We start from the raw sequence: 12,983 nt of genomic DNA, 5'->3' as shown, positions 1-12,983 counted from the left end.
CTTGACCCCTTCCGCCTTCTTGATCTCCGCCCGCTTCATTCCGTCCGCCTCGCGCTCCCGGGCGTTCGCGAAGTCGAGCGCGGCGATCTTCTCATTCTCCGCCTTCACGACCTTGTTCATCGTCTCTTGGACGTCCTTGGGCGGGTCGATCTCCTTCAGCTCCGTGCGGACGATCTCCATCCCCCAATTCCTCGTCTCTTGGCTCAGCGTGGTGAGAAGCTCTCGGTTGATCCGGTCCCGCTCGCTGTTCGCCGATTTCAAGGTGAGCGTCCCGATGATGTTCCGGAGCGTCGTGCGGGCGAGGTTCACGATCTGGTAGATGTAGTCGTTCACGTTGTATTGCGAGGCCTTCACGCTCTCCTCGTCTGCCTTCACCTTGAAGTAGACCTGTGCATCGACGCTCGCGTTCAGGTTGTCGTTGGTGATGATCTCCTGCGGCTGCGCGTCGATCATCTGTTCGGTGATGTTCACGCGGATCATCCTCTCGATGATCGGAATCACCCAGTTGAACCCGGGACGGGCGAAGCGCTGGTACTTGCCGAGACGCTCGACGAGACCCCGGTGCGTGGGGCGGACGATCCGGATTCCCGTGAGGAAGATGAAAAGGACGACGGCGATGATGATGAGGATCATGACGGCTCCTTCCTTCGAGCTCAAAGTTTCGACGGTCCCCGCGAAGGTACCCCTCGCGCGTGCTCCCGGCAAGGATGTCGATCGGCGCGGATGGACGAATCCGGCGCGCCGCGTTCCATCCGATCAACCCGCGATCGGGGTCGTTCATTCGAGCGGGCCGCGCCGGTCCGACCGGAACCCTCTATGGTACACTTCCTCCGATCGACCCGGAGCGGGGGATCGGAGGATGCTCGAAATGCCGCAAGTCTATGATTTGGTTGTCATTGGGTCAGGTCCCGGAGGGTACGTTGCCGCGATCCGGGCCGCCCAGCTCGGTCTCCGGACCGCGGTCGTTGAAAAGGAGAGGGCCCCCGGCGGCACCTGTCTTCACTGGGGCTGCATCCCGACCAAGGTTCTTCTCCACGCGGCCGAGATGAAGGAAAGCCTCGAACACATGAAGCAGTACGGTATCGAGGCGAAAGACGTCTCGATCGACTGGACCAAGCTGATGCGCCGGAAGAAGGCGGTCGTCGACAAGAACGCGAAGGGCGTCGAGTACCTCTTGAAGAAGCAGAAGGTCGAGGTCGTGCCGGGGACCGCGTTCATCGAGGCGCCCGGCCGCGTCCGCGCGGCGGCCGAAGGAGCCGCGCCGCGCGTTCTTGAGACAAGAAACATCGTGGTCGCGACCGGGTCGCGCGTGGCCTCGGTTCCCGGAGCCGACTTCGACGGAGAGCGGATCCTCTCGAGCGACGATGCGCTTTCCATCGAGAGGGCGCCCGACTCGATGATGGTGCTCGGCGGCGGCGCGGTCGGCGTCGAGTTCGCCTCTCTCTTCCGCAGCTTCGGTTGCCGGGTGACGCTCGTCGAGATGCTCCCCTCGCTCCTCCCGCTCATGGACGCGGATCTCGGGCTGGAGCTCGCCCGCGCGTTCAAGAAACGCGGAATCGACGTGAAGGTCGGAACGAAGTTCTCTTCCGTAGAAGCGAGCGGCAAGGACCTCCGCGTGACGATCGAGAAGACCGGGGGCGGTGAAGGAGAGGTCGTTTCCGCCGACAGGCTTCTCGTCGCCGTCGGGAGGAATCCCGCGACCGACGGCCTCGGGCTCGACGAGTTGGGGGTTGTCCGGGAACGCGGCTATATTCAGGTGGGGCCGCGAATGGAAACGAACATCCCGGGTATCTATGCGATCGGAGACGTGGTGAAAACCGCGGCGCTCGCGCACCTTGCCTCCGAGGAAGGGATCGTCGCGGTCGAGGCGATCGCGGGCCGCGATCCCGAACCGGTCGATCACGACCTCGTTCCCTCGTGCGTCTACTCGATTCCGGAAGTCGCCTCGGTCGGGATCTCGGAGGAGCGCGCGAGAGAAGGCGGGCGCGAGGTTCGCGTGGGGAAGTTCCCCTTCACGGCGAACTCCAAGGCGTCGGTGATCGGCGAGACGACCGGTTTCGTCAAGATCGTCGCGGGCGAGAAGTACGGGGAGATTCTCGGAGCGCACATGATCGGGCCTCGCGTCACCGAGCTGCTCTCCGGGGTCGTCGCCCTGATGCGCGCCGAGGGAGGTATCGAAGAGCTCGGCGGCACGATTCATCCTCACCCCACCCTTTCAGAGGCGATCCGCGAGGCGGCGCTCTCCGCGGGGGATGGAGCGATTCATATCTAAAGGACTAGGGCATGGTGTCGGCACGGGAGTCGGTATGGAAGTAAAGATGCCCCAGATGGGGGAGAGCGTCGCCGAAGGAACGATCATCAAATGGCTCGTCAAGGAAGGGGACCTTGTCGAGAAGGATGCTCCGCTCTTCGAGATCTCGACCGACAAGGTCGATGCGGAAATCCCCTCGCCCGAGGCAGGAGTCGTGGGGAAGATCCTCGTCCCCGAGGGAACGACCGTCGAGGTGGGGCGCGCGGTGGCCGAGATCTCTCCTCTCGGAGAGGAGGACGCGGGGATGCCGGAGAGGAAGAAGCCGGCCGAGAAGCCTCCCGTCGCGGCGGCCCCCTCGATTCCGCTCGGGACGAAGCCGGCGGCGCCGAAGCCTGAAACGAAAGCTCCGTCCGCCCCGATCCCGTCCGCGGGCGCGCCGCCGGTCGATCGGAGCGATGTCCGTTCCTCTCCGATCGCGCGCCGCATCGCGAGGGAGCGCGGCCTCGAGATCGCGCGGATCCCCGGCACCGGACGGGGCGGCCGTGTGAGCAAGAGGGACGTGCTCGCGTTCGTCGAAGGAGAGAGGGAAGCCGCATCCGCTCTCCCCGGCGTTTCTCCCCTGCCCACCGCGGCGGAGGAGTTCTCTCCTCTCGGCGAGGAGTCGGTCGCGGTCCCCATGTCGACGATGCGCAAGAAGATCGCCGAGCATATGGTCCACAGCAAGCGAACTTCGCCGCACGTTCTCACCGTTTTCGAAGTGGACGTCACGCGCGCCCAGCGAATCCGCGCAGCGAGGAAGGTCGAGTTCGAAACGCGGCACGGCGCGCGTCTCACGCTGACCGCGATGGTGGTCCACTCGATCGTTCCCGCGATTCTTCGCTTCCCCGTGCTCAACGCGTCGGTCGCGGGAGACACGATCGTTTACCACAAGTCGGTGAACATCGGGGTTGCGGTCGCGCTCGAGGACGGGCTCATCGTTCCGGTGATCGAGCGCGCCGAGCTCCTCGGCATCGGAGAGATCGCGCGCTCCATCCAGGATCTCTCCGTGCGCGCGCGCGCGAAGAAGCTCGTCCCGGACGAGGTCCGTGGCGCGACGTTCACGATCACGAACCCGGGGCCTTATGGAGCGCTCTTCAACTTCCCCGTCATCAACCAGCCGAACGTGGCGATTCTCGGAATGGGCGGCGCGAGGAAGAGGCCGGTCGTTGTGGACGACGCCATCGCGATCCGCGAGATCGTCCACTTCTCGCTCTCATTCGATCATCGCGCGATCGACGGCGCCGTCGCCGATCAGTTCATGGCGTTCTTCAAGGAGAGAATCGAGAGCTTCCCCGAGGAGGTCCTGGATTGATCGGAACGCGCGCGCCTCTTCGCGTCCGAATGCTCGGCGAGGTTCCTTACCTCCATGCGTGGGAGCTGCAAAGGAATCTCGTCGAGAAGAGAAAGCGCGAGGAGACCGTCGACCATCTTCTGCTTCTCGAACACCCTTCCGTGTACACGCTGGGGCGGCGAGGGGATCTCTGCCACGTCAAGGGGGCCGCGGGGACGTTGGGCGCGGATGTCGTTCACACCGACCGCGGCGGCGACGTGACCTGGCACGGGCCCGGGCAGCTCGTCGGCTACCCGATCCTCTCGCTCGAACCCGATCGGAAGGACGTGGTCCGCTACGTGCGCGATCTCGAGGAAGCGATCATCCGAACGCTCGTCGATTTCGGCGTGGTCGCCGGGCGCGTGCCCGGCTACACCGGGGTCTGGGCGGGGGGCGAGAAGGTCGCCGCGATCGGCGTGCGGATCTCCCGCTGGGTCACCTCGCACGGCTTCGCGCTGAACGTCTGCTGTTCGTTGGCGGCGTACCGGAAGATCGTGCCGTGCGGCATCGAGGGGAAAGGGGTCACGACGCTCTCGCGCCTCGCCGGGCGCGCGATCTCGGTCGCCGAGGCGGCGGATCGGATAGCGGTCCGCTTCTCCGAGGTCTTCGACCGGATTCCGATTCGCGAGGATGGATCGAACGGATAAGCCGATGTTTCTTCGCACCGAGAAAAGACCTTCATGGCTCAAGGTTCGCTTCGAGACGAACGATGTCTTCCGCGAGGTGAGCGCGGCGGTCGGTGGGGACCGATTGCACACGGTTTGCGAGGAGGCGCGCTGCCCGAACCGGCACGAGTGCTGGGGGAGCGGGACCGCGACGTTCCTCATTCTCGGGGGAATCTGCACGCGCGCCTGCGGTTTCTGCGCGGTGACGAGCGGGCGCCCCGACGCGCTCGATCTCGAAGAGCCGTTCGCGGTCGCCGAGGCGGTCGCCCGGCTACGCCTTCGCTTCGCCGTGATCACATCGGTCGACCGGGACGATCTCCCCGACCTCGGCGCCGGCGCGTTCGCCGAGACGCTGCGCCGCGTCCGCGAGAAGAACCCCGGCTGCGAGGTCGAAGTGCTCATCCCCGATTTCGACGGCCGAGAGGATCTCCTCCGCGCCGTCGTCGAGGCGGATCCCCTCGTCGTCGGACACAACGTCGAGACGGTGAAGCGCCTTTATCCGAAGATCCGCTTTCGCCACGCGTACGAGCGGTCCCTCGGCGTTCTTCGAACCGCCTCGCGAATCAAGAGCCCGCGCCAGATCGTGAAGTCGGGTCTCATGGTCGGTCTCGGCGAGGAGGACGGAGAAGTGGACGAGCTTCTCGGAGATCTCGCGGAGGCCGGCGTCCGAGCCGTTACGATCGGCCAGTATCTCCAGCCGACGAAGAAGCACCATCCGGTCATCCGCTTCGTTCCGCCTGAAACCTTTGAACGCTGGAAAAATCTCGCGATCGATCTCGGCTTCGTTCACGCGGAGTCGGGACCGCTCGTGAGGAGCTCCTATCGGGCCGAACGAATCGTGGAGACGATCCGGCGAGAGCGCGCCTAGGATGAGCGCGCGCCGCGAAGACGATCTCCGCGAGCTTCTCCGCCGGATCGACGGCGCCGGATATGGGGCGTACCGAGAGATCCACGGCCGCTATGCGTTCGCTGATTTCGAGCTCTTGATCGACCACGTGCAGGGAGATCCTTTCGCGGCGCCGAGCCGCCTTCGCGTGCTCGTCCCGCAAAGCGCGGCGCGCTTTCCGGAGAAGACGAGGCGGGGGAAGAGCCGTTCGATCGCTCTTGCTTCGTTTCTCGCGTGCGCCTTCGCCGACGCCGCCCGGCGCGTCCGCGGGCGGCGGGGTTCGGGAAAGAGCGGTCTCATCGAGATCGATCGCCCGGGCCAGGAGGTTCTGGAGAGAACCGCAGTCTTGGTGGACGATCGCTTCGTCGAGGCCCGCTTCGCGGCGGGTCTTCCCGCCGTTGGGCGGCGAATCCTCGGCCGCGAGGCGGAGGCAATGCTCCTCGACGAGCTTCCCGAGATCGTGCGCAGTTCGCTGTTCTATGCTTCAAGCGATCTTGCTGCGATCGAGCGCGCGGTCTTAGCGAACGAGGACACGGACTTTCTTCGCGCGGCGCTCGACTCGATGGGGCTCGTCGCTTTCGTCGCGGAAGGTTCTATTCTTCCAAGACGCTCCGGAGTCGATGACCGGCCGCTCGCCGAGAGAGCGATTCCCTTCGAATCGCCGCCGTCGCTCCGCGCGAGCTTCGATCTACCGAACGGGGGACGGGTTACGGGGATGGGCATCCCCCGGGGGGTGACGCTCGTCGTCGGCGGGGGCTTTCACGGAAAGTCGACCCTGCTCGCCGCGATCGAAAGAGGCGTGTACAACCACATTCCGGGAGACGGCCGCGAGCTCGTCGTGACCGATCCGACCGCGGTGAAGATCCGCGCCGAGGACGGCCGCCGCGTCGAAGGGGTCGACATCACTCCCTTCATCGGCGATCTCCCGTTCGGTGCGAGGACGGACTTCTTCTCGAGCGACAATGCATCCGGCTCCACTTCGCAGGCGGCGAACATCATCGAGGCGCTCGAAGCGGGCGCTCGCGTTCTTCTCATCGACGAGGACACGGCGGCGACGAACTTCATGATCCGCGATCGGCGCATGCGACAGCTCGTCGCCAAGGAGAAGGAACCGATCACGCCTTTCGTCGACAAGGTCCGAATCCTCTACGAGGAGAAGGGGGTCTCGACGATTCTCGTGGCGGGCGGAAGCGGGGACTACTTCGACGTCGCCGACACGGTGATCTGGATGAACGACTACCTGCCGGTCGACGCGACCGCCGATGCGAAGGCGATCGCGGCGCGTCATCGCGGGGAGAGGATGAGCGAGGAAGAAAGCCGCTTCGGGAATGTCGCCGCGCGCGTTCCGCTTCCCGAGAGCATCGATCCGAGCCGCGGAAGGCGCGAGGTGAGCATTCGAGTGCGCGGCCGCCGTGCCGTTCAGTTCGGAAAGGAGACGCTCGATCTTTCCGCCGTCTCGCAGATCGTGGACGCGAGCCAGACCCGAGCGATCGCCGAAGCGATCCTTTACGCCCGCGGGAAGTGGATGAACGGGAGGCGTTCCCTCAAGGAGATCCTCGACGCGCTCGAAGCCGAGCTCGCGGAGTCGGGACTCGACGCGCTTTCCGCGCGCCGCGCGGGGGACCTCGCCGCTTTCCGGCCGTTGGAGCTCGCCGCCGCCCTCAATCGCCTCCGCTCGCTCCGGGTGAAACGCCCCTGACGCGCCGCCCGCGCGAAGGGCTTGACGATCGATCGCCGATCCGTCTTGACCGTTCGTGTTCTTGGTGTGACAATGATCCGGAACGAGGCGGCGGATTCTCTCATACAAGGGGTTCTCTCATGGCTCGAAACACGGCGGACATGGTCGCGGCGCGTATGGGGCTTCTCGGCACCGAGACGGCCTTCGAAGTTCTGGCCCGCGCGAAAGCGCTCGAGCGCCAGGGAAAAGAGATCGTTCACCTCGAGATCGGCGAGCCCGATTTCCAGACTCCGGACAACATCAAGGAAGCCGCGATGAAGGCGCTGCGGGACGGGAAGACGGGCTATTGCCCCGCTCCCGGAATCCCCGAGCTTCGCGAGGCGATCGCGGTCGATGCGGGAAAGCGCCGCGGCGTGTCGCTGAAGCCGGATCGGGTGGTCGTCTTCCCCGGCGCGAAGCCGGTCATGACGAACACGATCCTCGCTCTCGTCGACGAGGGGGACGAGGTGATCTACCCGAATCCGGGTTTTCCGATCTATGAGTCGATGATTCGCTTCATCGGAGCGAAGCCGGTTCCCCTTCCCCTCCGCGAGGAGAAGGACTTCCGTTTCGATCCGGACGAGTTCCGCTCGCTTGTGACGGAGAAGACGAAGCTCATCATCATCAACTCCCCACAGAACCCGACGGGCGGGGTTCTCGCGCGGCAGGATCTCGAGGCGATCGCCGAGGTCGCGGTCCGGAACGACATCTTCGTGCTCTCCGATGAAGTTTATATCAACATCATTTATGACGGAAAACACGAGAGCATTCTCTCTTTGCCTGGAATGATCGACCGAACGATTCTTCTGGATGGTCTATCGAAGAGCTACTCGATGACCGGATGGCGGCTTGGGTACGGCTACTTCCCCGAGTTTCTGGTGCCGCATGTGACGCGCCTCAACATCAACACCGTCTCGTGCACGTCGCATTTCAGCCAGTGGGCGGCGATCGAGGCGATCACGGGGCCTCAGGACGCGGTGAAGAGAATGGTGGCCGAGTTCAAGAAGAGACGCGAAGTGATCGTCGAGGGTCTCAACAAGATCGAGGGATTCCGGTGCCGGATGCCGAAGGGAGCGTTCTACGCCTTCCCGAACATCTCGGGAACCGGGAAGAAGTCGCAGGAACTTGAAAGGGAGCTTCTCGACCAGGCCGGGGTCGCCACCCTCTCGGGGACGTCGTTCGGGGCGAACGGACAAGGGTTCCTCAGGCTCTCGTACGCGAACTCGGTCGAGAACATCCGAAAGGCGCTCCGGAAGATCGAGGACTATCTGTCGTAGATGGGTACGCTCGAACGCGGCGTCGCGATCATCACCGGCGCGGGACGCGGGATCGGCGCGGCCATCGCGCGCCGGTTCGCCGCGGAAGGGGCGAGCCTCGTTCTCGCCGCACGCACGGAAGCGGAGATCGGGAGGATCGCCGAGGAGATCCGCCCCCTCGGCTACGGCGCTGTCGCGATTCCGACCGACGTGACGATCCCGGGGTCCGTGCAGGCGTGTGTGGAAGGCTGCCTCGAAACGTTTCGCCGGCTCGACATTTTGGTGAACGCCGCCGGTGTTCAGTACATCTCCCCCGTCGTCCTGTCCGACCCCGAGCGCTGGTTTTATGATTTTGACGTGAATCTTTTTGGCACGTATCGTTTCTGCAAGGCATGCCTTCCGGCGCTCGCGGATTCTCAGAACGGCCGCATCGTGAACATCGCCTCGCGCATGGCGAAGACGCCCGCTCCGCTGAACAGCGCCTACTCGGCCTCGAAGGCGGGCGTCGTGGCGTTTACCGCCGCGCTCGCGGCTGAGGTCGCCCGGGACGGGATCCGCGTGAACGCGATCTGCCCGGGATACGTCGAAACTAAGCTCCTCAACGATTCGATCGCGCAGACGGCGAGGCTGACCGGAAGGACCCCCGAGGAGATCAAGTCCGCCCTCGCGAAGAAGAGCGTGTTCCGGAGAGCGGTGACGGCGGAGGAGGTTGCGGCGGTGGCGCTCTTCCTCGTCACCGAGGCGACGGGAATGACCGGCCAGGCGATCAACGTCACCGCCGGAGCCGAGATCCACTGACCCGATTTCTTGACGGCGCTTCTCGCGGACATCTGCCGCGGTCACCCGCCGTTGTGGCGCAGTCTGTCGTCGGACGGCGGGTGCCACATGACCAGGTCTGTCTTGCTCCGGAGACGGGGGGGAGGCAGAGCGGCGAGTTGCCGCGCGCCGCGCGCGACATGTTTGAGCAAGCGAGCCCTGCCCCCCGGCTCCGGGGCTCTCCGCTCCCACCATCGCCGCCCGCCGTGGTGGTGTCGTCGGACGCGCGGGTCCTGCCGGCGACTCTCCATCCGGTGCTTCGCTTCGTTGCCCGTTCGGCTCCGGCTTCTCCTACCGCCGCCGTTCGCCAATCACTTCTTCGATCAAGCGATCGTAGCGCTCGATCATGGCATCAAGAGAAAACCGATCGCGGGCGGCGCGGGCGATCTCGAGGAATGGGCCCCCGAGGTGGACGCCGCGTTCGAGCGCGCGAGCAATTGCGTTCCGATCGGTCGGATCGACGCGAAGGATCGCTCGTTCGATATCGTCCTCGTGGCTGAAGTGAAGACGTTCGGATACGACCACGGGGCAGCCGACGGCGAGACTCTCCATGACGACCAAGGGGATCCCCGCCTCCGGAATCGTGCCGATCTGGACCACGAGATCCGCCACCCGCATCGCCTCGATGACCTCTTCTCGCGGAAGAGATCCCGCGAGCCACACTCCCGCAAGCGCGTGCCTTCGGCAGTAGTCCCGGATGCGCGTTTCGTCGCGCCCTCCCCCGGCGATGAGAAGCGCCGTCTTCTCGCAGCCAGGCATCTTCTCGTACGCCCGCACGAGATCGAAGACTCCCTTCTGGGGAATCAGACGGCCGGCGCTCACGATGAGCCGGTCGAAAGACCCGAGCCCGAGCTGCTCTCGAATCGCCTTGCGCGACTCCGCGGAGGGAGGATCAAGAGGGATCTCGCCGATTCCATTCGGAATCTCGACGATCTTGTCCCGACTCAGGAAGCCGTATGGGAAAGCGTTCAAGTACGCGTGCACCGCCGGCCCGACGGCGACGATTCTGTCGTAAAGAGCCAGCGTTCGCTTTTCCTGATCGATGTGGAGCCAAAGCCTGTACAATCCGCGCGGGTCGAGCCGGCGGAGTTTCGTCGCGGCTTCTCTCCAAGCGCTTCCGTGCATTTGGCAGATGGAGGGAATCTCGGATCGCGCTCGGACGATCGGCCCGGCGGAGAAGCTGATCGAGAGAAGCGCGTCCGGCGGCTCTCGCTTCTCCGCCCATCGGGCGAGCGCGCGACGAAAGCGGAGCGAATGAACGCCCGGAGGCGCGTCGAGGGCGTGCACGCGAACGCCCGGCGGCAGGCCGGGATCCCTCGCGAGCCGCGTGGTCGCCAAGTCGATCGCCCATCCCCGCTCCGCGAGCCCCGCGCATGTGTCAACAGCGATCCGCTCCATGCCGCCCGCGAAGTGGACCGGAAGCGATCGGGCAACGACCCAGAGGCGCCCTTTCATCTCTTGCGGCCTCCGATCTGATCGCGAACGAGCCTGCGAAGATCCTTGAAGATCATAATAACGATCATCCAATAGACAAGAAAGAAGACGGATTGTAGGCCGAGAGGGCCGATGCCGCGTCCGAGCCATCCGAGACCGGTCCAGGACGCGAGGAGATAGACGGGCGCCGCGGAAAGCCCGACCGCAAGACCCTTCTTCGTAAGAGGGAGCGAGAGTCTCAACGCGAGGAGATACGCAAGGAGCGACACAAGCGATCCGATCGTCACCCCGAGCCCGATTACCAAGACACCGAGGCGCTGATAGAAGAGGAGCAGGAAGGCGATGTTCGCCGCGATCCCCAACGTCTCAGCGAGTAGGACGACGGTGTTCCGCATGCGGGCGTTCAGGATTCGCTGGAGTGTGTAGCTCGCGCTGAAGGCGAAGAGCCCGAGGCTGAATCCCCAGAGGGCACGTTCCGTGACATGAAGCGAAGTCTCGTCGAAGCGGCCCCGCATGTAGAGAACGGCGAGCACGTCTCTCCCGTTCACGATGAGAAAAGCGGAAAGCGGTAGGAGAGAGATAGCGAGCAGAGAGAGGATACGATCGATCTTCGGCCGGATTTCCTCCTCGGAGAGGTTCGCGAATAGCGAGAGCCCGATGATCCCGATCGGCACCGCCAGAAGAAAGTGCAAGGTCTCCGTGACGTAGCGCGCGTAGTCGACCGCCGCGACTCGTCCCGGTCCGAGGAGCGAAGCGACCGCGCGCTCGACGAGAACGCTCGCCTCGAAGAGAAAGGAGAGAAGGACAAGCGGACGAAGAAGCGCCCAGAGCTTCGCCCATACTTCGCGAACGAGCTCGCGTTCGAGCGAGAGGCGGATCGGCAAGAGCCGCCGCCGAAGGAGGTGTGCCGTCGCGTAGATGGAGAGAAGCGCGTACGCCCCGGAGAAACCGAATGCCGCGAGCGCCGGCTTCCCCGCCGATGCCGCGGCGACGATCATGACGAGCATCCCGAGATTCTGGAGGCCGGGACGGAGCGCGGGAATCGTGAAATCCCTTTCGGCGGATCCGAGAGCGCCTAGCACCGAGCTATAGATGTAGAAGGGAACGCCGATCGCCATGATTCGGAGCATCCGGACGGCGAGGGCGCTGCGGTCGGCGTCGAACCCGCGAAGGACCGTCGCGACGATCGGATCGGCGAAGAAGAGAAGAAGAGCGCCGAGTAGAACGCCGAGAACGAGGAACACGAGAAGGAGAGACTGGAAGAGCGCCCGTCCCTTTTCTCTTTCATCGGCCGAGTAGCGCGCGTAGAGCGGGATGAAACAAGTTTGGATGATGCGCGTGGTGACGAGATGAGCCGGAGAGAGCGTGAGCGATAGCGAGGCCCGGTAGGCGTCGGCGACGTGTCCGGTCCCGAAGTATCGGGCGAGGAGGATCTCTCGAACGCCGCCGAGGATCTTGCTCGCGAGGCCTCCGAAGCCGAGCTGCGCGTAGTCCCGTCTCATCGCCGATCCGTTCGCCCCGCGTGTGGTCGGGTCCGCCGCGGCGCGCAAGCCAAGCCGCGCCGGACCATCATACGTGCGCGGCTTCGCGGGTGTCGAGGAACATCCCGCGCCGGGTCGACGGATGTTGACGACCTGTCTCCTTTGCGCGAATCTCGCTTTCGGATACCCTTGGAATCGGGAGGAGTCATGATCGAAAGAAGCCTTAACGAACTGGCGAGGAAGCGTCCCGAGTCGTTCTTCGCCGCGCTCTACTCCTTACCGGAGCTTCGTTCTCTCTTCCTCTCCGTGGTGGGTGAGGATCGCGAGGAGCCGTGGGGGAGCCGTCCTTCATCGGCGTTCGCGAAGAGGATCGGGCGCGGCGCGAAGAAGGCTCTTGTCGCGAAGATCGCGGAGTTCCTCGCGGGTCTCGATCCCGACTCGCGTGGAAGGACGATGCACACTCTCACTTCCTGGTGCGACGCCGACGCGCTCGTTCAGTTCGCGATGACGAAGTGCGCTTCGCACCAGAAAAAGTTCGAGGCGCTCTTCTCGGCGGCGGCCACGCGCCGGATCTTCGATCCGCTTCCGGAAGAAAGACGGCGATCCGCACAGTCGGTCGGCGACACGCTTTCCCCGGCGGAGAGGGCTCGCTATCACCTGGAAGCCATCAACGTGATCGCGGGGATGAGCGAGCGGGGACAGCTCGCCTACTTCAGCGAGCTCTTCGGATACTGGTCGGATCGCGAATCGACATAGGCGGCACGGGGCATCTCGGAAGGATTTCGACTATCTTTTCCGGCGTGGACGATCCGCGCCGCGAAGAGGAACACACATGAAGAGAGCAAACCTCCCTAGCGAAGGGGAGCCCGAATCGGGAAGCGGGCTTCTCGCCGGGGACGAGGGGCCGCCCCGCGCCGCGCACGGATCGATCGAGGAGGAAAACGAGGCGCGGGTTCGGCTCTCCGTGCGCGGGATGACCTGCGCCGCTTGCGCGCTCGCCGTGGAGAAGGCTCTACGCTCCGTCCCGGGCGTCCGGAGCGCGGTTGTGAACGCCGCCGCGGGAGCGGCCGCGGTCCGTTTCGACGCCGCGCGCGCGAAGCTTCCCGCG

The 12,983-nt window shown here is 64.8% G+C and carries 12 protein-coding genes; 9 read left to right on the top strand and 3 right to left on the bottom strand.

Annotation, left to right across the window (positions count from 1 at the left end; all coding sequences use genetic code 11):
- The coding region (locus FJY73_12175; GenBank protein ID MBM3321423.1) for an SPFH/Band 7/PHB domain protein at positions 1–633 on the bottom strand (633 nt) is incomplete at its 3' end.
- A 235-nt stretch (positions 634–868) separates the two neighbouring features.
- Between FJY73_12175 and lpdA the strand changes: the two genes are divergently transcribed.
- The 7 genes from lpdA to FJY73_12140 all read left to right on the top strand — a co-directional run bounded on the left by lpdA (position 869) and on the right by FJY73_12140 (position 8,942).
- On the top strand, positions 869–2,272 hold the full coding sequence (lpdA, locus tag FJY73_12170) for a dihydrolipoyl dehydrogenase (protein ID MBM3321422.1): 1,404 nt from the start codon (positions 869–871) through the stop codon (positions 2,270–2,272).
- On the top strand, positions 2,253–3,602 hold the full coding sequence (locus FJY73_12165) for a 2-oxo acid dehydrogenase subunit E2 (protein MBM3321421.1): 1,350 nt from the start codon (positions 2,253–2,255) through the stop codon (positions 3,600–3,602). The genes lpdA and FJY73_12165 overlap by 20 nt, the downstream gene beginning before the upstream one ends.
- A gap of 29 nt (positions 3,603–3,631) precedes the next feature.
- Complete coding sequence (lipB, locus tag FJY73_12160; GenBank protein ID MBM3321420.1) at positions 3,632–4,267, top strand: lipoyl(octanoyl) transferase LipB; 636 nt, start codon at positions 3,632–3,634, stop codon at positions 4,265–4,267.
- 4 nt (positions 4,268–4,271) lie between these two features.
- Complete coding sequence (gene lipA / locus FJY73_12155; GenBank protein ID MBM3321419.1) at positions 4,272–5,153, top strand: lipoyl synthase; 882 nt, start codon at positions 4,272–4,274, stop codon at positions 5,151–5,153.
- 1 nt (position 5,154) lies between these two features.
- A complete protein-coding gene (locus FJY73_12150; protein ID MBM3321418.1) occupies positions 5,155–6,870 on the top strand; it encodes an ABC-ATPase domain-containing protein in 1,716 nt (571 codons plus the stop codon).
- A 119-nt stretch (positions 6,871–6,989) separates the two neighbouring features.
- The gene (locus FJY73_12145) at positions 6,990–8,165 is read left to right on the top strand and encodes a pyridoxal phosphate-dependent aminotransferase (protein ID MBM3321417.1); all 1,176 of its coding nucleotides are present in this window, start codon (positions 6,990–6,992) and stop codon (positions 8,163–8,165) included.
- Complete coding sequence (locus FJY73_12140) at positions 8,166–8,942, top strand: SDR family oxidoreductase (GenBank protein MBM3321416.1); 777 nt, start codon at positions 8,166–8,168, stop codon at positions 8,940–8,942. It begins immediately after the preceding gene.
- Between the two features lie 309 nt (positions 8,943–9,251).
- On the opposite strand, the gene FJY73_12135 is transcribed toward FJY73_12140, so the two are convergent.
- Both FJY73_12135 and FJY73_12130 read right to left on the bottom strand, forming a co-directional pair.
- Positions 9,252–10,415 carry a glycosyltransferase family 4 protein gene (locus FJY73_12135; GenBank protein ID MBM3321415.1) on the bottom strand — a complete coding sequence of 388 codons (1,164 nt, stop codon included), beginning with the start codon at positions 10,413–10,415 and terminating at the stop codon, positions 9,252–9,254.
- The gene (locus tag FJY73_12130; GenBank protein MBM3321414.1) at positions 10,412–11,896 is read right to left on the bottom strand and encodes a hypothetical protein; all 1,485 of its coding nucleotides are present in this window, start codon (positions 11,894–11,896) and stop codon (positions 10,412–10,414) included. Before FJY73_12130 ends, FJY73_12135 begins: the two co-directional genes overlap by 4 nt.
- 186 nt (positions 11,897–12,082) lie before the next feature.
- On the opposite strand from FJY73_12130, the gene FJY73_12125 reads away from it, so the two are divergent.
- Together FJY73_12125 and FJY73_12120 are read left to right on the top strand one after the other, a co-directional pair.
- A complete protein-coding gene (locus FJY73_12125; GenBank protein ID MBM3321413.1) occupies positions 12,083–12,631 on the top strand; it encodes a hypothetical protein in 549 nt (182 codons plus the stop codon).
- A gap of 76 nt (positions 12,632–12,707) precedes the next feature.
- On the top strand, positions 12,708–12,983 hold a 276-nt coding region (locus FJY73_12120; GenBank protein MBM3321412.1), incomplete at its 3' end, for a heavy-metal-associated domain-containing protein.

The organism is Candidatus Eisenbacteria bacterium, from assembly GCA_016867715.1.
In the GTDB taxonomy this organism is placed as follows: domain Bacteria; phylum Orphanbacterota; class Orphanbacteria; order Orphanbacterales; family Orphanbacteraceae; genus VGIW01.
This window is presented reverse-complemented; position numbering and strand designations above follow the sequence as displayed.

Coding starts and splice junctions, on each gene's coding strand:
- FJY73_12130 (MBM3321414.1), bottom strand. CDS start 11,896: ATGAGACGGGACTACGCGCAGCTCGGCTTCGGAGGCCTCGCGAGCAAG.
- FJY73_12135 (MBM3321415.1), bottom strand. CDS start 10,415: ATGAAAGGGCGCCTCTGGGTCGTTGCCCGATCGCTTCCGGTCCACTTC.
- FJY73_12150 (MBM3321418.1), top strand. CDS start 5,155: ATGAGCGCGCGCCGCGAAGACGATCTCCGCGAGCTTCTCCGCCGGATC.
- lipA (MBM3321419.1), top strand. CDS start 4,272: ATGTTTCTTCGCACCGAGAAAAGACCTTCATGGCTCAAGGTTCGCTTC.
- FJY73_12165 (MBM3321421.1), top strand. CDS start 2,253: ATGGAGCGATTCATATCTAAAGGACTAGGGCATGGTGTCGGCACGGGA.
- lpdA (MBM3321422.1), top strand. CDS start 869: ATGCCGCAAGTCTATGATTTGGTTGTCATTGGGTCAGGTCCCGGAGGG.
- lipB (MBM3321420.1), top strand. CDS start 3,632: ATGCTCGGCGAGGTTCCTTACCTCCATGCGTGGGAGCTGCAAAGGAAT.
- FJY73_12125 (MBM3321413.1), top strand. CDS start 12,083: ATGATCGAAAGAAGCCTTAACGAACTGGCGAGGAAGCGTCCCGAGTCG.
- FJY73_12140 (MBM3321416.1), top strand. CDS start 8,166: ATGGGTACGCTCGAACGCGGCGTCGCGATCATCACCGGCGCGGGACGC.
- FJY73_12145 (MBM3321417.1), top strand. CDS start 6,990: ATGGCTCGAAACACGGCGGACATGGTCGCGGCGCGTATGGGGCTTCTC.